Origin of the sequence: Dokdonella aquatica (genome assembly GCF_051987395.1) — a bacterium.
GTDB lineage: Bacteria > Pseudomonadota > Gammaproteobacteria > Xanthomonadales > Rhodanobacteraceae > Dokdonella.
In genome coordinates, this window is record NZ_CP197094.1 from 573,189 (window position 1) to 590,864 (window position 17,676).

The window sequence follows — 17,676 nt, forward strand, 5'->3', positions numbered from 1 at the left end:
AGCGCGGTCCCTGCATCTCCGGGGACCCACGGCATCGCCTTGCGCCACGCGGACCCGGCCGCTACGCTCGACGGTCAATCGATGCAGCCCCTTGTCTCCCCTCGCAATTCCCGCCGCCCCACAATGAAGAAGATCCTTCCGACACTAGCGGCACTGGCTGCCCTCCTTCCGCTCACGCCCGCATGGTCCTGCGACGGGGCCCTGCACGTGGAGATCGAACACACGGGGGTCTACTCGATCGACCACGCGGCCATCGTGGCCCAGCAGCCGGCGCTGGACGGCTGCGACGTGTCGCGACTCTACATGAGCAAGGCGGGCGAGGAGATCCCGATCCGCGTCGTCGACGACGGCAGTGGCCGGCTCGGCAAGGGGACTCGCATCGAATGGATCGGCGAGCAGCTCCACGGCAAGGAGAGCTGGTTCAATCCCTTCAGCGTCAACAATGTCTACCTGTTGTCGGCAGGACCCGGCGACCATTTGCGCATGCGCGACGCCGTTCCCGGATCGACAGGCGGCTCCACGCCCCTGGCCCGCGTCCTGCACTACGAGCAGGAGAACCTCATGATCCGGCTCGACCAGTCGCAGCAGGAGCCCGGCGACGAACCCGACGTCTGGCAATGGGCGAAACTGACCCATGCCGATCCTGAGCCTTTCTCGTTCACGTTCGACCTTCCCGACCTCAAGCCCGGGAAGCAGGCCACGACGGTTACGCTGACGTTTCGGGGACTCTCCCGGTCACCGCGCTCGTTCGAGCACGAAAAGCCTGCCGACCATGCCGTCGACGTCAGCCTGAACGATGGCCCGTCGCGTCGAGTGGAATGGGAGGGACGCGACGAGCATGCCCATGAACTCGTCATCCCGGCCAGCGAGCTGCGCGCGCGCGGCAATACGTTGCGCCTCTCCGTACCCAAGCGCGAGCTGCCATGGGACAAGCGCAACCCGCTGGTGGACGTCGTGATGTTCAACTCCGCGCAGTTCCAGTTCGCGATCGAGGGCGACATCGGCCAGGCAGCACTGCCCTTCGTCACGGCCGGCGAGGCGAGGACTCCGATCGACGTGCGCTGGAGCGGCGCCGAGTCACTCGTCCTCTATGGAAAGGACGGCGTCCGCCGCCCCGGCCAAGCCGCGGGCCCGGGCAGGGTGCGCTTCGCCGGCGCGGACAAGGGCGTCGACCTGCTTCCGGCACTCGCCGACAGGATCTCGCCTCCGGTCAAGATCAGGCCCGTCGCGACGAACCGCTGGGACAAGCCCACCGTGGGGGCGGACTACCTCATCGTCACGCACTCCACCCTCCGCGGCGCCATCGAACCTCTTGCCGCGTTCCACGAGCAGCGCGGCCTCAAGGTGGACGTCATCGACGTCGAGGATGTCTACGACCATTTCAACCATGGCGTGACGCACCCGCAGGCCATCCGCAACCTCATGGAACACGCGTATGCCGCCTGGCCGGAACCCAAGCCGCGTTTCCTGCTTCTGGTCGGCGATGCGAGCTTCGACATCCGCAACAACACCGAGAACGACCTGCGCTACGCCAAGTTCGCCAACAACATGCACGAACTCGCGTACTCGGGGCATTTCGCCGGCATCCCGGGCACGTCATACGGCGCCGACGCGCCGAAGTTCGCCGGCCGCAACCTGATCCCGACCTGGCAGTACCCGTCATCGGAAGGGCAGTCGGCCAGCGACAACCCCTACGGCATCATCGGTGAGGGCTATCACCCGACCGTGGCGGTCGGCAGGTTCCCGGTCGTGACTCCCGACGAGGTCGCCGGCATCGTCGAGAAGACGATCAGTTATGTCACGACGCCGCAGCTCGGCAACTGGCGCCGCGACGTGATGTTCATCACCGACGAGTCGGATCACTTCAAGAAGGCCTCCAACGACATCGCCGACACGATCGGCAGCGAAGGCTTCGTCGCCGACCGCATCTATGCGAGCGCGTCGGAAGCGGACAACCTCGCCCACCAGTCCGCGATCAAGGACGGCATCAACGAAGGCCAGCTGCTCGTCCACTTCCTCGGTCATGGCGGGCGTTACATCTGGCGCACCGGCCCTCCCGACATCCGCAAGAACCACGACCTCTTCACGCTCGACGACGTCAGCAACCTGACCAACCACGGCAAGCTGCCGATGATCCTGTCGATGACGTGCTACTCCGCGCCGTTCGACAATCCGAGCGAGGATTCGATCGGCGAGCGCTTCCTGCGCGAGCGCGACAAGGGTGCTGTGGCGGTGTTCGCGGCCTCGTGGCGCAACGCGCCGTCGACCAACTACAGCAAGGCCCTCGTGAGCGAACTGCTGACGCCGGGCGCGACGATCGGCGAAGGCATCGTGCGCGCCAAGAAGTCGATCAACGACCGCACGCTCGTTGAGATGTACAACCTGCTCGGCGATCCCGCGCTCGTCCTCGAGCGTCCGCGCGACCGCGCGCGCGTCGTCATCGACGACTCGCGCTGGACGCCCGGCCTGCTCGTGTCGCTGCCGGGCAACGGCTTCCAGGGACGGATCGACATCGACTGGCTCGATGCCGACGGCGCGAAGATCGCTTCGTCGAGCCACACGAGCAACGAAGCACGCTTCCGCGTGCCGATGCCCGCGCTCGCGGAGGGCAAGCATGCGCACAGCGTTCGCGTCTACGCCGCCGACCTGCGGAGTGGCCGCGATGCGAGCGCCGGCGTGAACCTCGACGACATCCGTGTCGCTCCCGCTGCCTCACGCTGGGCGTGGCTTGACTGGTTCGTGCCGAAACGCGAAGCAGCGGAAGCCTCGCCCGCAGCCGTGCACGAGGTCGCACTGCCGTTCGTGGCCGACAGGCTCTCGTCGGCCGGCTTCGAGCACGCGCCACAGCCCGACACGAAACTCGTCGCCGGGAACTGATCCATGGGGCGCGCGCGCGCGCTGGTCGAGCTGTCCCGCCCGGCCCAGTGGATCAAGAACGGCTTCGTGCTGCTGCCGCTGTTCTTCGGCCACGAACTGCTCGATCCGCACGCGTTGTCGAGGACCCTGGTCGCCGCGCTCGCGTTCTGCCTGGCTTCGTCGGCCGTCTACGCACTCAACGACGTCCTCGACGCGGCACGCGATCGCCACCATCCCGTCAAGTCGCGGCGCCCCGTCGCACGCGGCGCGATCGACCGCGGCAGCGCACTCGCGTTCTCGGCGTCGCTGGCGGTGCTGTCGCTCGCCGTGGCGACCGCCGTGGCACCGATGCTCGCCGGCGTGGTCGCGGCCTACCTGCTCGTCCAGCTCGCCTATTCCGGCGGCCTCAAGCGTGTCGCGTGGGTCGATGTCGCGATCATCGCGGCGGGTTTCGCGTTGCGCATCGTCGCGGGCGGCGTCGCCGCGCAGGTTCCGCTGACCGTCTGGATCCTGGTCATGGCGACGCTGCTCGCGCTGATGCTCGGATTGGGCAAGCGCCACGGCGACCTCGTGAACGTCGGCGGTCACCAGGCGCATGCGGCCAGCGGCTACGACGTGCGCGGCATCGAACGCGCCCTCGCCGGCCTCGGTGGCGCCGTGATCGCCGCCTACGTGCTGTACACGCTGTCCTCCGACGTCATTGCGCGCCATGCGCACAATCCGCTCGTGTACTCGACGCCGTGGGTCGCGCTCGGCGTGCTGCGTTACCTGCGCCTCGTGTACCGCGATGCCGCCGGCGCGGATCCGAGCCGCCTCGCGTTGCGTGACCCCTGGCTGCTGTTCGCCGTCACGGGCTGGCTGGCGACGCTCGTGGTGATCCTTTACGCCTGAGTTGCGCATCGGTGCCGCGTTCGCGCGACAATGCACGCATCGCTCCGTCTCCGGTGGTCCCTTGCCCGCGTTCGCCTACCAGGCCCTCGACAGCAGCGGCAAGACCCAGCGTGGCGTCCTTCAGGGCGACACCGCACGCGGCGTGCGTGCGACGTTGCGCGAGCGTGGCCTCAACCCGCTCGCCGTCGACGAAGTCGACGAACGCCGGGGTTCGCGCGGGGCATTCGCGCGGCGCGGCCTCACCGGGACACAGCTCGCACTGCTGACACGACAGTTGTCGACCCTCGTCCGGGCCGGCCTTCCGATCGACGAGGCACTCGGGGCCCTCGCCGAGCAGGACGACAACGAGCGCCAGCGCGCGCTCACGGTCGCGCTGCGCGCGCGCGTCATGGAAGGTGCGAGCCTCGCCCAGGCGATGGGCGGATTCCCCGACAGTTTCCCCGAGATCTTCCGTGCGTCGGTCGCGGCCGGCGAACAGTCGGGTCACCTCGACACCGTGCTCGCCAAGCTCGCCGACTACGCCGAGGCGCGCGACGAGCTGCGCCAGAAGGTGCTCGGCGCCCTCGCCTATCCTATCCTGCTCACGCTGGTCGCGATCGCGGTCGTGGCCGGCCTGCTGACGTGGGTCGTTCCGCAGATCGTCGGCGTGTTCCAGGGCATGCAGCAGGCGCTGCCGCTCGCGACGCGCATGCTCATCGCGATCTCCGACGTGCTGCGCGACTGGGGCGTGCTGATCCTCGTCGGGATCGTCGCGGCCCTCGTCGCCGCGCGACTCGCGCTGCGCAACGATACGCGACGCCTGCGCTGGCATGCGCTGCAGCTGCGCCTTCCGCTCGTCGGCCGACTCGTGCGCGCGGCCAACACGACGCGCGCCGCGCGCACGCTCGCACTGCTCGCCGGCGCGGCCGTACCGTTGCTCGATGCGCTCGCGATCGCGGCGCAGGTCGTGCCGAACCTGCCGATGCGCGAGGCCTTGCGACGCGCGGCCGTACGCGTGCGCGAAGGCAGCGGCTTCGCGCGCGCGCTCGGCGAAACGGGTCAGTTCCCGCCGGTCGCGCTGCGCCTCGTCGCGAGCGGCGAGAAGTCCGGCGAACTGCCGCGCATGCTCGAGGAAGCCGCCGCACAACAGCAACGCGACCTCGATCGCTGGCTCACGCTGCTCACGACGGCCCTCGGTCCCGCGGTCATCCTCCTGGTCGGCGGCATGGTGCTGTTCATCGTGCTCGCGATCCTGTTGCCGGTCTTCAACATCAACCAGATGGTGCGCTAGGCATGGCCGTCGACGGCGTCGCACCGATGATCCGGTTCGATCAGGTCACCAAGCGCTACCCGTCCGGGCACGAGGCGCTGGGCGGGCTCAGCTTCGAGGTCGAGGCCGGCGAGATGGTGTTCGTGACCGGCCATTCGGGCGCCGGCAAGAGCACCCTGCTCAAGCTGCTCGGCCTCATCGAGCGCCCGACCCGTGGCGAGATCGAACTCGGCGGCACCTCGTTGCGCCGCGTGCGCGCGCGCGCCGTGCCGCAGGTGCGGCGCGGCATCGGCATGGTGTTCCAGAACCACCGCCTGCTCATGGACCGCAGCGTGTTCGAGAACGTCGCGCTGCCGCTCGTGATCGCGGGCACCGCGCGCGAGGAGGTCGCGAAGCGCGTGCGCGCCGCACTCGACAAGGTGGGCCTGCTCGAACGCGAGAAGGGACTGCCCGAGACGCTGTCGACCGGCGAGCAGCAGCGCGTCGGCATCGCGCGCGCACTCGTCGCCAAGCCGCCGCTGATCATCGCCGACGAGCCGACCGGCAACCTCGATCCGCAGCTCTCCGTCGAGATCATGCAGCTGTTCGCGGAGTTCCAGCAGGTCGGCACGACGGTGCTGGTCGCCAGCCACGACCTCCACCTGATCCGTCACATGGGCAAGCGCGTGCTCGTGCTCGACCACGGCAAGCTCATCGACGATTTCCGGCCGCAGGTGCGCGCATGAATGCGGTGCGTCGCAATCGGCCCGCCCCCAATCGCCTGCGCGAGCCGGCACCGGCGAAGCCGTCTCCGCGCACGCGGCGATCGCTGGGCTCGCGGCTGTCCGCGTGGCGCGAGCAACGTCGCTTCGGTTTCGCGACGAGCCTCGCGCGGCTCGCGGCGCGGCCGCTCGCGACCGCACTGACCGTGCTCGTGATCGGCATCGCGCTCGCGCTGCCGCTGCTGTTCCACGTGGTGCTCGACAATGCGCGCGAGCTGTCGCGCGGCATGCGCGAAGCGCGCGAGATCACCGTGTTCCTCAAGCCCGCCGAGTCGGCCGACGCGGCTCGCAGGTTCGCCGAGGCGCTGCGTGGCCGTGCCGATGTCACCGGCGTCGTCGTGCGTACGCCCGACGAGGGGCTGGAGGAGTTCCGCACGTTGTCGGGTTTCGCCGATGCACTCGACGTGCTGCAGCACAATCCGCTGCCGAGCGTGCTCGTCGTCACGCCCGCCGCGGGTGGCGCGGACGAAGCGGCCCTGGCCGATCACGTCGCGGCCGACGCGCGCACGGACATGGTGCAGTACGATGCGGCGTGGCGTGAGCGCCTCGGTGCGATCCTCGCCCTCGGCGAGCGCGCCGTCGCCGCGCTCATGATCCTGCTCTCGCTCGGAACCCTGCTCGTGATCGGCAACACCGTGCGCACCGACATCCAGTCCCGCGCCGAGGAAATCGCGGTCATGCAACTCATCGGCGCGAGCGACGGCTTCGTGCGGCGCCCGTTCGTCTACACCGGCCTCTGGTATGGCGCACTCGGCGGCCTGCTCGCGGTCGTCGTGGTCTACGCGATGCAGCTCGCGGTGAGCGGCCCCGCCGACGGTCTGCTTGCGAGCTATGGCGGACGCTTCACGTGGCACGGCCTCGGCATCGGCACGGCGGCCTCGCTCGTCGCGATCAGCGTCGTGCTTGGCGCGCTCGGTGCATGGATCGCGGCGACCCGGCACCTGCTGGCCGGGCGCCCGGGAGAGTGACGATGAGTGCGCCACCGATCCTGACCCAGCACATCGCCTCGGAGAACCCGCGCGTGCTCGTCGTCGACGGCTCGCGCGTCGTGCGGCGCCTCATCGAGCAGACCCTGCGGGCGAACCTGCCCGAGGCGACCGTGATCGCCTGCGAAACCGGCGACGAGGCGATGCGTCAGCTCGCCGACGGAGTGGTCGACCTCGTCACGACGGCGCTGCGCCTTCCCGACATGGACGGCCTCGAGCTCGCCGCGCGCATCCGCGACGCCGGCAACCAGGCCTACATCCCGATCGTGGTCGTGTCGGGCGACGTGCAGGAGCGCCTCGTCGAGCGCTCGCTGAGCGACCACGTGACCGACTACTTCGACAAGTCGCTCGGCTTCCAGGCGCTGGCCGAGTTCATCCGCGGCTACGTGCGGCCGACCGAGAACACGCCCGGCGAGGTGCTCTACGTCGAGGACAGCCGCGTGGTCGCACTGGCCACGCGCCGCATGCTCGAGAAGCACGGCCTGACCGTGCTGCACGTGATCACGGTCGAGGAGGCCCTCGACCTGCTCGAGTCGGCGCAGGCCATGGACCGCGTCGGCGCCGACATCGTCCTGACCGACGTCAACCTCAAGGGCGAGCTGACCGGTGGCGACCTGCTCGAGCGCATTCGCCACACGCTCGGCTACGGCAAGGGCCAGTTGCCCGTCATCGTCATGACCGGCGACGACAACCCGAAGAAGCAGGCCGCCCTGCTCGCCGCCGGGGCGAACGACCTCGTCGAGAAGCCGATCGACGAACGCCTGCTCGTGACCAAGCTGCTGTTCCAGCTGCGCGTCGGGCGCAACCTGCGCGCGCGCCACGCCACGCCCGCGTGAGCGCTGCGAGCGTACGCCTCGAGGCCTCGTGGAAGGCCCGTGTCGGTGACTGGTTCGATCGTCCCGAGATGCTCGCGCTCGGCGACTTCCTGCGCGCACGCAAGCGCGATGGCGCGGTGATCTTCCCGCCCGGACCGCAGATCTTCAGCGCGTTCGACGCGACGCCGTTCGATGCGGTCAAGGTCGTCGTCCTCGGCCAGGACCCTTACCACGGCCCCGGCCAGGCCCACGGCCTGTGCTTCTCGGTACAGCCCGGCGTCACGCCTCCGCCGTCGCTCGAGAACATCTTCAAGGAGATCTCGCGCGACCTCGGCCTGGCGCGTCCCGACCACGGCTGCCTGCTGCCGTGGGCACGGCGCGGCGTGCTGCTGCTCAACGCCGTACTGACGGTGGAGCGCGGGCAGCCGCAGTCGCACCAGGGCGAGGGCTGGGAGGGCTTCACCGACGCCTGCATCGAGACCCTGGCCCGCGAGCGCGAAGACCTCGTGTTCCTGCTGTGGGGCAGCTCGGCCCAGAAGAAGGCAAGCCTCATCGACGGGCGCCGCCACCGCATCCTGCGCGCACCGCATCCGTCGCCGCTGTCGGCCCACCGAGGCTTCCTCGGCTGCAGCCATTTTTCCTTGGCGAACAAGCACCTGGAAGATGCCGGGCGCTCCCCGATCGACTGGTCGCTGCCTCCGCGGGCCGAGCTCGAAGCGATCTGAGCGGCGATTGTTCACCTGACCTCAGCAGTCTGATCACCGCGCATTAACGGATTCGGGTCTACTATACCCGCCAGTTCAGTTATGAGCTGGTTCCCGAACACCATTGGGAACTCGACGGGGTTTTTAGCACTCTCATAACCCGAGTGCTAACATGCCCGAACGCAAGAGGACAGACGCAATGAGCAATGCCATGGTCGCCACCCCGTTCCCGGTTCCGAGTGCGCTCGGCAGCCTGGACGCCTACATCTCGGCCGTCCACCGCATCCCGATGCTCACCGTCGAGGACGAGCAGGCGCTCGCGCGCGACTACCTCGAGTCGGGCAACCTCGAATCGGCGCGCAAGATGGTCATGTCGCACCTGCGCTTCGTCGTGCACGTGGCACGCGGCTACTCCGGCTACGGTCTCCAGATGGGGGATCTCGTGCAGGAAGGCAACATCGGCCTCATGAAGGCGGTCAAGCGCTTCGACCCCGACCAGGGTGTCCGTCTCGTGTCGTTCGCGGTGCACTGGATCCGCGCCGAGATGCACGAGTTCATCCTGCGCAACTGGCGCATCGTCAAGGTCGCCACGACCAAGGCGCAGCGCAAGCTGTTCTTCAACCTGCGCAAGTCCAAGAAGCGCCTCGGCTGGATGAACGCCGAAGAGGTCAACACGGTCGCCCGCGAACTCGGCGTGCCGGCGGCCACCGTGCTCGAGATGGAAGCACGCCTGAGCGGCCGCGACATCGCGTTCGATGCCCCGGTCGACGACGACGAGGACGCCAAGCCCTCGCCGGTCATGTTCCTCGAGGACCACCAGAACGCCGATCCGTACCTGACCGTCGAGAACGATTCGGAAGAGGAATCCTCGCTCGACACGCTGCACCGTGGCCTCGCGAAGCTCGACGAGCGCTCGCGCGACATCATCCAGCGCCGCTGGCTGCGTGACGGCGAGAAGGCGACGCTGCAGGAGCTCGCCGACGAGTACGGCGTCTCGGCCGAGCGCATCCGCCAGGTCGAGGCGAACGCGATGAAGAAGATGCGTGCGCTGTTCGTCGCCTGACGCGACGGATACCGCTCGTGACACGGAAAGCCCCGCGAAAGCGGGGCTTTTTCGTTGCGGCCGGGCTGCGGACCGCCACTGCGGGAAACCACCATCTCCAACCCGTCACGCAAGCGCCGTAAACTAGGCGGTTCCTGGCGGTCGTCCGCCTCCCGATGGAACTCCGATGAACTCCTCGCGCCATCGCATCCGGGGCCTGCTGGTCCTGCTTGCCCCGTTCGCCGTCCAGGCGGCCTACGCCCAATCCTCGGTCGGCCTGACCGGCGGCACGCCGCCCGTGCAGACCTTCGACACGCTCGCCTCGAGCGGCACCGGCAGCGCCGTGCCCGAAGGCTGGTACTTCGTGAAGTCGAACGGCAATACGACCTACACGGCCGACAACGGCACCGCCAACTCGGGCAACACCTACAGCTACGGCGCGACCGGCAGCAGCGAACGCGCGCTCGGCGTGCTCCGCTCGAACTCGACGATCTCGACGATCGGCGCGCGCCTGCGCAACGACACGACCGACGCCGTGTCGGAAATTGCCGTGGCCTACACGGGCGAGCAGTGGCGCCTCGGCGCGACGGGTCGCGCGGACCAGCTGCAGTTCGAATACAGCCTCGACGCGACCTCGGTCACCACCGGTACCTGGGCACCGGTCGCCGCGCTCCACTTCAGCTCGCCGACCACCACGGGCACGATCGGCGCGCTCGACGGCAACGCCGCTGCCAACCGTACCGCGATCAGCGGCTCGATCACGGGCCTCAGCCTCGCTCCCGGCGCGGGCCTGTGGGTGCGCTGGAACGACATCGACGTCAGCGGTGCCGACGACGGCCTCGCGATCGACGACGTGAGCTTCGCGGTCGCCGGCGATCCGCCGGTCGACGTGCCGCCGACCGTCACCTCGACGACGCCAGCCAACGGCGCCACCGGCGTTGCGCTCGCCTCGACGCTGTCGGTCACCTTCAGCGAGCCGGTGACCGTCACCGCGCCGTGGTACACGATCGACTGCGCCACCTCGGGCACGCACACCGCCACCGTCAGCGGCGGTCCGCGCACCTATACGCTGACGCCGTCGCCGGCCTTCAGCGCAGCCGAGAGCTGCGAGTGGAAGATCCTCGCGACCGGCGTCACCGACCTCGACGGCACGATCGATCCGATGGCCAACGACGTCACGATCGCGTTCACGACCTTCGATCCGGCCAACGTGCCGCCGCCGACCGTGTCGTCGGTGCAGCCGGCCAACGGCGCGACGCAGGTCCCGGTCGCGACCGACGTGCGCGTGACCTTCAGCGAATCGGTGACCACGGCGTCGAACGTGTTCGCGCTCGCCTGCAACAGCACGCCGGTGACACTCGGCGTGAGCGGCACGGGCGCGACGCGCACGTTGACGCCCGCGACGGTGCTGCCGGCCAATGCATCGTGCACGTTCTCCATCACCGCGAGCGGCGTGCAGAACGGCGCCGGCATCGCGATGGCGAACGACTTCACGTCGTCGTTCACGGTCACCGCGAACACGACCGCGGCCTACTACTCGCGCGTCAACACGAGCAGCCCGGGCCAGCTGCGCTGCTCGCTGCACGCGACGATCCGCGGCCATACGGCGTATCCGTACAGCGGCTCGGGCACGAACACGTGGACGATCCTCGAGCTCGCCCAGGTCGATCCGGCCAATCCGAACCGCATCATCGACGTGTACCGCAACCGCTCGTACGCTGCGGTCAGCGACCGCGCCGGCACCGGCGGCGGCATCACCTACAACCGCGAGCACACGTGGCCGAACTCGCTCGGCTTCCCGAGCACGAACGGCAACCTCGGCCTGCCGAACGCGCCGTACACCGACACGCACATGCTGTGGCTGTCGGACACGAACCAGAACTCGTCGCGCGGCAACAAGCCGTTCGCGAACTGCGCGAGCGGCTGCAGCGAGCTCGCCACGGAAGCCAACGGCGGCGTCGGCGGACCGTCGACCGGCCACCCGGGCAACTCGAACTGGGTGCGCACGCCGGACGGCAACCAGGGCTCGTTCGAGGTCTGGAACCACCGCAAGGGCGAGATGGCGCGTGCGATCTTCTACATGGCGATCCGCTATGAAGGCGGTGTCGACCCGACCTCGGGCCAGAACGAGCCGCAGCTCGAGCTGACCGACAACCGCAGCCAGATCGTGCAGTCGAACAACTACAACCAGACCGCCTACATGGGCCTGCTGGCCGACCTGCTCGCCTGGCACCTGGCCGATCCGCCCGATGCTGCGGAAGTCGCGCGCAACAACGTGATCCAGAGCTTCCAGGGCAACCGCAACCCGTTCGTCGACCACCCCGAGTGGGCGACGCGCGCACTGTTCGAGTCGGTGTCGCCGACCACCTGCGAACTCGCCAGCGGCACCGTCGACGTGATCTTCGCGAACGGCTTCGAAGCCACGCCGTAACGCCACACCGGACCGGCGGCGCAACGCCGCCGGTCCTTCCCGCACGGTTGCACGACGACGCGCCGTGCCACACTGGCGCGATGAGCGTCCTTCTCGTCTACAGCACCGTCCCCGACGCCGACACCGGGGCGCGCATCGCGCGCACGCTCGTCGACGAACGCCTCGCCGCCTGCGTGAGCGTGCTTCCGGGCCTCACCTCGACCTACCGCTGGCAGGACGCGGTGCATGTCGACGCCGAGCTGCTGCTCATGGCCAAGACCACGCGCGAGCGCCACGACGCCCTCGCCGCGCGCCTGCTCGAGCTGCATCCGTATGAACTGCCTGAGATAATCGCGGTCGAAGCGGCCGCCGGCCACGCCTCGTACCTTGCATGGGTGGCCCGGCAGACCCAACTCGCGTGAGCGCCGCCGGCCTCGCCGGCACGGACGCGGCATGGCCCGAAGGCCGCCGCGGCGCGTGCGCCACCGTCCCGTCCGTCAGGAGTGTGTCCGTGTTCCAGCGCCTTCTCGCCGCCGTCCTCGCCCTCCTCGTCCCCGCGACGGGCGCACTCGCGCAAGGCCAGGACGACCTCCTGCCGGTCGAGCAGGCGTTCCGCTTCGAGCACACGGCCGGTCCTGATGCGGTCGACCTGCGCTGGACCGTCGCGCCCGACTACTACCTCTACCGCGAACGCATCAAGGCGAAGACGTCGACGCCCGGCGTGACCCTCGGCACGCTCGACCTGCCGCCCGGCAAACCCAAGCACGACGAGTTCTTCGGCGATGTCGAGATCTATCACGGCGCCGTCGCCGGCCGCCTGCCGTTCACGGTGACCGATCCCGCCCTGCGTTCGTTCGACGTCACGATCACCGTGCAGGGCTGCCACGAGGTCGAACCGCTCATCTGCTACCCGCCCCACCCGACGAAGCTCACGATCCCGGTCGCCGAAGGCTCGGCCGGCGCCGCGCCGGCACCGCTGCTCGGCAACCCCGGCGGATCGAAGCTGTTCGGCAATGCACCCGCCGCGGTCGTCGACGACGTCGAGGCGCTGCCGGCCGAGCAGGCTTTCGTGTTCGAGGCGATCGCGGTCGGCCCGACCGAACTGCTGGCGCGCTGGACGATGCCGAAGGGCTACTACCTGTACCGCGACAGGAGCAGCGTCGCGATCGCCGACGACAGCGGCGTCGAGGGTGGCAAGCCCGCATGGCCGGCCGGCGTCGACCACGCCGACGAACACTTCGGCAGCGTCGTCGTCTACTTCAATCAGGTCGAATTGCCGGTCGCGCTCAAGCGTCCCGACGGCACCGCGCGCACGATGCGCCTGCGCGCCGAATTCCAGGGCTGCAAGGAAAACGGCATCTGCTATCCGGTCATGGAGCGCTTCGTCGAGGTCGACCTGCCGACGGCGACCGATGCCGAGCTCGCCGCGGCCGCAGCCTCGTTCGTCCCTGCGCCGCCCCCGGCCACGACCGCCACGGGTGCGGATGCCTCGGCCGAGAACGCGCTGCGCTCGACGCCACCCGGCGACGGCGAGATCGGCATGCTCGGCGCGCTGCTGTTCGCGCTGCTCGGCGGCATCGTGCTCAACCTCATGCCGTGCGTGCTGCCGGTGCTGTCGCTCAAGGTCATCGGCCTCGCGCAGAGCGGCGAAAGCATCGCCAAGGCACGTACGCACGCGCTCTGGTACACGCTCGGCGTGCTCGTCTCGTTCGCCGCGATCGGCCTCGGCGTGATCGCGCTGCGCTCGGCCGGCGCCGCGCTCGGCTGGGGTTTCCAGCTGCAGCAGCCGCTCGTCGTCGCAGGCCTCGCCTACGTGCTGCTCGCGGTCGGCCTGAGCCTGTCGGGCGTGTTCACGATCGGCGCGGGCCTCGCCGGCGTCGGCCAGGGCCTCGCCAGCCGATCGGGTCCCGCCGGCGACTTCTTCACGGGCGTACTCGCGGTGATCGTGGCGAGCCCGTGCACGGCACCGTTCATGGGCCCTGCGCTCGCGTTCGCGTTCGCGTCGTCGCCCGTGCTCGCGCTGCTCGTGTTCCTCGCGCTCGGCCTCGGCCTCGCACTGCCGTTCCTCGTGATCGGCTTCGTGCCCGCACTGGCGTCGCGCCTGCCGAAGCCCGGTGCGTGGATGGAGACGTTCAAGCAGGTGCTCGCGTTCCCGATGTACCTGACGGCCGTGTGGCTGGTGTGGGTGCTCGGCCAGCAGCGCGGCGTCGACGCGATCGCCTGGGTGCTCGCGGGTTCCGTCGTGCTCGCGCTCGCGCTGTGGGCGTACGAGCGCGGCCGCTGGAACGGCAGCGTCGCCGCGCGCGTGTTCGCCGCGATCGTGTTCGCCGCGGCGCTGTGGCCGCTGTGGAAGGTCACGCAACTCGAAGCGCCATCGAAGGCCGCGGTGGCCTCGGACGGCACGGTCGCCTACTCGGCCGACGCGCTCGCGAAGCTGCGCGCCGACGGTCGCACCGTGTTCGTCAACATGACCGCCGACTGGTGCGTGACCTGCAAGGCCAACGAGAAGAGCGTGCTCGGCACCGATGCCTTCCGCGCCACGCTCGCGCGCACCGACGCGGTCTACATGAAAGGCGACTGGACCAATGTCGATCCCGAGATCACGGCCTTCCTGCAGGCGCACCGCTCGGTCGGCGTGCCGCTCTACGTCGTGTTCACGCCCGGCACGCCGGAAGGTCGTGTGCTGCCCACGCTGCTGACGTCGGCCATCGTCGACGACGCGCTGGCAGCGGCGCGCTGACGTGCTCGACCGCACGCAGGTCCTCATCGTCTTCCTCGCCGTGGCGAGTGCGGGGGCCGGCCTGGCCCTGAGCCTCGCGATGCGCCCGACGCCCGTCGCGGTGTCGCCGCATGCTGCCGCACCACCTACGCCGACGCTCGGCATCGGCGACCCGCGCGACGACATCGCCCTGCCCGACCGCGACGGCGCGACGCGCCGGCTGTCCGAATGGGACGGACGTCTCGTGCTGTTGAACTTCTGGGCGAGCTGGTGCGGACCGTGCCGCGAGGAGATGCCCCTGCTCGACCGCGTGCGCGCGACGCACGCCGACAAGGGCCTCGAGGTGATCGGCATCGCCGCCGAGGACGCCGAACCGGCGCTCGCCTTCCTCGCGCAGCATCCGGTCGACTATCCGATCCTCGTCGACGCGCCGAACCGCGGCTCGACCGATGTCTCGCTGCGCTTCGGCAACGTGCGCAGCGTGCTGCCGTACAACGTGCTCATCGGCCGCGACGGACGCATCGTCGCGACCAAGATCGGCAACTTCGACGAGGCAGGGCTCGAGCGCTGGCTGGCCCCGCACCTGTGACCGCCGACGCCGGCGCGAACGCGCCGGCTCCCGGCATCAGATCGACAGCTGCGTCTCGACGTCGAGCACCTTGCGGCGCGCGAGCGCGAGGTTCGCACGCTCCTTGACGAGCACGAGGTAGATGAACAGGCCTTCGGCCGAATCGACCGGGCGGATGATGTGGTACTGCTTGTCGAGCGTGATGAGGATGTCCTCGATCTTGTCGTCGAGGTTGAGCGAACGCATGGTCTTGAGCTTGGCGCGCACGACCTCGGTATTGCCGGCACCGGCCAGATCGAGGTCAACGCCCGAGCCTTCCTTGCCGAGCAGCAGGCCGCTCGTCGAATCCACGACCGCCGCGGCGATCGCACCGTCGATCTCGAGGAGCTTGGCAAGGCTTTCTTTGATGTTGGACATGGCGGATCTCCAGCGAACCAGGGGAATTCGGACAACACCGAACGAAGGATGTGCGCGGCCCGCCGGACCGACCGGCGACGCGGGGGAACTCAGCCGCGCGGGGCGGCTGCGATGCGAGCGATCGCCGCAGCGCAGGTACGGCTGAAGGTCAGCAGCACGCCGAGGTTGGTCTCGCGGTTGCTCGCCGTCAACAGGACCAGGCGTTCGGCAGGCGCGGGCAGCCTCTGCACGACGGCGAGGCCGGTCTCGGTCTCGAGCAGCACGTTGCGGCAGGTACGCTGGTTGATCTCCTTGCCGAGCGTCTCGCCGAGCGCACACAGCGAACCGACGATCGCGGCGACACGCGCGGGACGCCACTCGCCCGTGGCCGAATGCGTGACGGGCTGGCCGTCGATCGTCGCGAGCACGCTCGCGTAAGCACCGGTGACGCTGCCCATCATGCGTGCCATCGCGGCGAGGCAGGCCTCGCGCTGCGCAGCATCGGGGAAGAACACCTCGAACGGCGACAGCCGCACGGGCGCGCCCTGCACGTTCTCGGCACTCATGCCGCAATCCGCCTTTCGATGCGCGCGACGACCATGCTGACGAGGAACAGGACGTCCTGGCGCTCACGCGGATCCATCGCGACGACGGGCAGGTCGAGCCCGCGGCGACCGAGATGCGCGACGACATCCGACACGCCCGGTGTGCTGCCGGGCTGCAGGCGCGTCACCGCGACGATCGCGGGCATGCGCGCGACGAACTCCGAGAAGCGGTCGAGGTAGCCGTCGAGCGTGCCGAGCACGTCGGGCTTGGTCACGTCGATGAGCACGATGAGACCCATCGCACCGTCGGCGATGAGCGGCCAGATGAAGTCGAAGCGGTCCTGGCCCGGCACGCCATAGAGACGCAGCATCTCGCCGTCGTCGAGCGTGAGCTCGCCGAAGTCGAGTGCGACCGTGGTCTGGCGATGCTCGTCGGTCGACGGCACTTCGGTGCTGACGGGCGGATAGTCGCTGACCGTGCAGATCGCCGTGGTCTTGCCGACGCCGGGCGAACCGATGAACAACAGCTTGTGATCCTGCATGGGACTGTCCTTGCACGGAGCGACGGCGCATACCGCCAGGATAGGTTAAGCGGTTTCGATGATCTGGCGCAGCTTGTTGCGGATGCGCTGCAGGAACGACGATGTCTCGCGCTTGTCGGCGATCGACGGTGCCGTGGTGACCTGGGCGACAGGCTGCATGCGCAGGTTCGCGTAGCCGAGCTGCAGCAGCATGCAGATGCCACGGCGCGCATCGGCTTCGGAGAGGCCCGCATCGGTTGCACGACGCAGGGCTTCGGTGGCGGGAATGCCGTCGTGCATCGCCGCGAACACGTCGAGCCAGCGCATGTGCTGGGGCAGGCGCGCGAGGTTAGGCCACACCTGCAGCTTGAGCCAGGCTTCCGGCTGCATGAGCTTGATGTGGGTCGCACGCTGAAGCTCGGCACTCGGGCCGATCAGCCAGCGCACTTCGTCGCGGCGCAGGCGCGGGCGGCCGTCGCGCGCGGCGAGCGCCACGGTCTCGTAGGTCACGGTCTCGACTTCGCCGACGACCGCGCCGTTGGCGAGCGCGCGCGCGACGAGCGTGAGCGGACGATCGAAGACGACATCGTCGGTGCCGGCATACATCCAGCACGTGCCCCACTCGCCAACGAGGCGCATCGAGTGCGTGGCCGGACGATCGAGCACGCGCAGAAGGGTGTGTTCGGGATCCCGCGCAGGCTCCTGCGCGAGCGGGCGCACGATGTCGATCATCGCGTTGAGACCGTCGGCGAGCGGCATGAGGCGCAGAGGCCGCGGCAGCTTCACGTCGCCGGTACCCGGCGTCACGTTCGCGCGCAGAAGGAACAGCTCGGCGTCGGTCGGATGCTCGAGCAGCACGAGATCGCCCTCGGTACCGTCGACGATGCGGAAGTACGCGCTCAGCCGCGTGACGAGCGTCTGCAGCATCGTGCGCACGGTCTGCTGGTCGAACGCGCCCAGATGCCCGACGGCCAGCGTGATGCCTGCCTTGGGTGAGCCATGCGGCGAAGCCGCATCGAAGTCGGAATTGCGCAGAGCCACCACACGGATTTCCTCTGGAGGACCACGTCGTGCGACCGCCCATGCGGTCCGATCCCTGAGGGATCCCGGCAGCTCGCCGGCGATCGACAGCGGGGGTAATGCAATCTACACGCCAGCCCTGCGAAGAAGGCTCGACGGGCGCGAATCATGACCGATATTCACATTCAGCCAG

Annotated in this window: 16 protein-coding genes; 12 read left to right on the plus strand and 4 right to left on the minus strand. The window is 69.2% G+C overall.

All coding sequences use genetic code 11. The features are described 5' to 3' along the window. Positions 1-123: 123 nt before the first annotated feature. The 12 genes from ACQQ2N_RS02425 to ACQQ2N_RS02480 all read left to right on the plus strand — a co-directional run bounded on the left by ACQQ2N_RS02425 (position 124) and on the right by ACQQ2N_RS02480 (position 15,022). Positions 124-2,877 carry a C25 family cysteine peptidase gene (locus ACQQ2N_RS02425; RefSeq protein ID WP_440224081.1) on the plus strand — a complete coding sequence of 918 codons (2,754 nt, stop codon included), beginning with the start codon at positions 124-126 and terminating at the stop codon, positions 2,875-2,877. 3 nt (positions 2,878-2,880) lie between these two features. Next, on the plus strand, positions 2,881-3,747 hold the full coding sequence (locus tag ACQQ2N_RS02430) for a UbiA prenyltransferase family protein (protein WP_440224082.1): 867 nt from the start codon (positions 2,881-2,883) through the stop codon (positions 3,745-3,747). Positions 3,748-3,808: 61 nt separating this feature from the next. Next, positions 3,809-5,017, plus strand: a complete 1,209-nt coding sequence (gspF, locus tag ACQQ2N_RS02435) for a type II secretion system inner membrane protein GspF (protein WP_440224083.1) — start codon at positions 3,809-3,811, stop codon at positions 5,015-5,017. 26 nt (positions 5,018-5,043) lie between these two features. Further along, positions 5,044-5,721 carry a cell division ATP-binding protein FtsE gene (gene ftsE, locus ACQQ2N_RS02440; protein ID WP_440225701.1) on the plus strand — a complete coding sequence of 226 codons (678 nt, stop codon included), beginning with the start codon at positions 5,044-5,046 and terminating at the stop codon, positions 5,719-5,721. Then, a complete protein-coding gene (gene ftsX, locus ACQQ2N_RS02445) occupies positions 5,718-6,725 on the plus strand; it encodes a permease-like cell division protein FtsX (RefSeq protein WP_440224084.1) in 1,008 nt (335 codons plus the stop codon). Before ftsE ends, ftsX begins: the two co-directional genes overlap by 4 nt. A 2-nt stretch (positions 6,726-6,727) precedes the next feature. Continuing rightward, on the plus strand, positions 6,728-7,579 hold the full coding sequence (locus ACQQ2N_RS02450) for a response regulator (protein WP_440224085.1): 852 nt from the start codon (positions 6,728-6,730) through the stop codon (positions 7,577-7,579). Then, the gene (ung, locus tag ACQQ2N_RS02455) at positions 7,576-8,283 is read left to right on the plus strand and encodes a uracil-DNA glycosylase (protein WP_440224086.1); all 708 of its coding nucleotides are present in this window, start codon (positions 7,576-7,578) and stop codon (positions 8,281-8,283) included. The genes ACQQ2N_RS02450 and ung overlap by 4 nt, the downstream gene beginning before the upstream one ends. A 178-nt stretch (positions 8,284-8,461) precedes the next feature. Further along, positions 8,462-9,325, plus strand: a complete 864-nt coding sequence (rpoH, locus tag ACQQ2N_RS02460) for an RNA polymerase sigma factor RpoH (RefSeq protein WP_440224087.1) — start codon at positions 8,462-8,464, stop codon at positions 9,323-9,325. Between the two features lie 166 nt (positions 9,326-9,491). Further along, the gene (locus ACQQ2N_RS02465; RefSeq protein ID WP_440224088.1) at positions 9,492-11,735 is read left to right on the plus strand and encodes an endonuclease; all 2,244 of its coding nucleotides are present in this window, start codon (positions 9,492-9,494) and stop codon (positions 11,733-11,735) included. An 80-nt stretch (positions 11,736-11,815) separates the two neighbouring features. After that, on the plus strand, positions 11,816-12,136 hold the full coding sequence (gene cutA, locus ACQQ2N_RS02470; protein WP_440224089.1) for a divalent-cation tolerance protein CutA: 321 nt from the start codon (positions 11,816-11,818) through the stop codon (positions 12,134-12,136). 83 nt (positions 12,137-12,219) lie between these two features. Next, positions 12,220-14,454, plus strand: a complete 2,235-nt coding sequence (locus ACQQ2N_RS02475) for a protein-disulfide reductase DsbD family protein (protein WP_440225702.1) — start codon at positions 12,220-12,222, stop codon at positions 14,452-14,454. Between the two features lies 1 nt (position 14,455). After that, on the plus strand, positions 14,456-15,022 hold the full coding sequence (locus tag ACQQ2N_RS02480) for a redoxin family protein (protein ID WP_440224090.1): 567 nt from the start codon (positions 14,456-14,458) through the stop codon (positions 15,020-15,022). A 36-nt stretch (positions 15,023-15,058) separates the two neighbouring features. On the opposite strand, the gene ACQQ2N_RS02485 is transcribed toward ACQQ2N_RS02480, so the two are convergent. From ACQQ2N_RS02485 to ACQQ2N_RS02500, 4 genes are all read right to left on the minus strand, one after another. Then, a complete protein-coding gene (locus ACQQ2N_RS02485; RefSeq protein WP_440224091.1) occupies positions 15,059-15,418 on the minus strand; it encodes a hypothetical protein in 360 nt (119 codons plus the stop codon). Between the two features lie 89 nt (positions 15,419-15,507). Continuing rightward, positions 15,508-15,963 carry a roadblock/LC7 domain-containing protein gene (locus ACQQ2N_RS02490; protein ID WP_440224092.1) on the minus strand — a complete coding sequence of 152 codons (456 nt, stop codon included), beginning with the start codon at positions 15,961-15,963 and terminating at the stop codon, positions 15,508-15,510. Continuing rightward, entirely contained in the window at positions 15,960-16,484 is a 525-nt protein-coding gene (locus ACQQ2N_RS02495) for a GTP-binding protein (RefSeq protein ID WP_440224093.1), read from the minus strand. Before ACQQ2N_RS02495 ends, ACQQ2N_RS02490 begins: the two co-directional genes overlap by 4 nt. A gap of 45 nt (positions 16,485-16,529) precedes the next feature. Beyond that, positions 16,530-17,504: a hypothetical protein gene (locus tag ACQQ2N_RS02500; RefSeq protein WP_440224094.1), complete on the minus strand. Its 975-nt coding sequence runs from the start codon at positions 17,502-17,504 to the stop codon at positions 16,530-16,532. Positions 17,505-17,676 lie beyond the last annotated feature (172 nt).

Bases quoted from the DNA above. Each gene is read 5' to 3' on its own strand.
- ACQQ2N_RS02425 (WP_440224081.1), top strand. From the start codon at position 124: ATGAAGAAGATCCTTCCGACACTAGCGGCACTGGCTGCCCTCCTTCCG.
- ACQQ2N_RS02430 (WP_440224082.1), top strand. From the start codon at position 2,881: ATGGGGCGCGCGCGCGCGCTGGTCGAGCTGTCCCGCCCGGCCCAGTGG.
- ftsE (WP_440225701.1), top strand. From the start codon at position 5,044: ATGATCCGGTTCGATCAGGTCACCAAGCGCTACCCGTCCGGGCACGAG.
- ftsX (WP_440224084.1), top strand. From the start codon at position 5,718: ATGAATGCGGTGCGTCGCAATCGGCCCGCCCCCAATCGCCTGCGCGAG.
- ACQQ2N_RS02450 (WP_440224085.1), top strand. From the start codon at position 6,728: ATGAGTGCGCCACCGATCCTGACCCAGCACATCGCCTCGGAGAACCCG.
- rpoH (WP_440224087.1), top strand. From the start codon at position 8,462: ATGAGCAATGCCATGGTCGCCACCCCGTTCCCGGTTCCGAGTGCGCTC.
- ACQQ2N_RS02465 (WP_440224088.1), top strand. From the start codon at position 9,492: ATGAACTCCTCGCGCCATCGCATCCGGGGCCTGCTGGTCCTGCTTGCC.
- cutA (WP_440224089.1), top strand. From the start codon at position 11,816: ATGAGCGTCCTTCTCGTCTACAGCACCGTCCCCGACGCCGACACCGGG.
- ACQQ2N_RS02485 (WP_440224091.1), bottom strand. From the start codon at position 15,418: ATGTCCAACATCAAAGAAAGCCTTGCCAAGCTCCTCGAGATCGACGGT.
- ACQQ2N_RS02490 (WP_440224092.1), bottom strand. From the start codon at position 15,963: ATGAGTGCCGAGAACGTGCAGGGCGCGCCCGTGCGGCTGTCGCCGTTC.
- ACQQ2N_RS02495 (WP_440224093.1), bottom strand. From the start codon at position 16,484: ATGCAGGATCACAAGCTGTTGTTCATCGGTTCGCCCGGCGTCGGCAAG.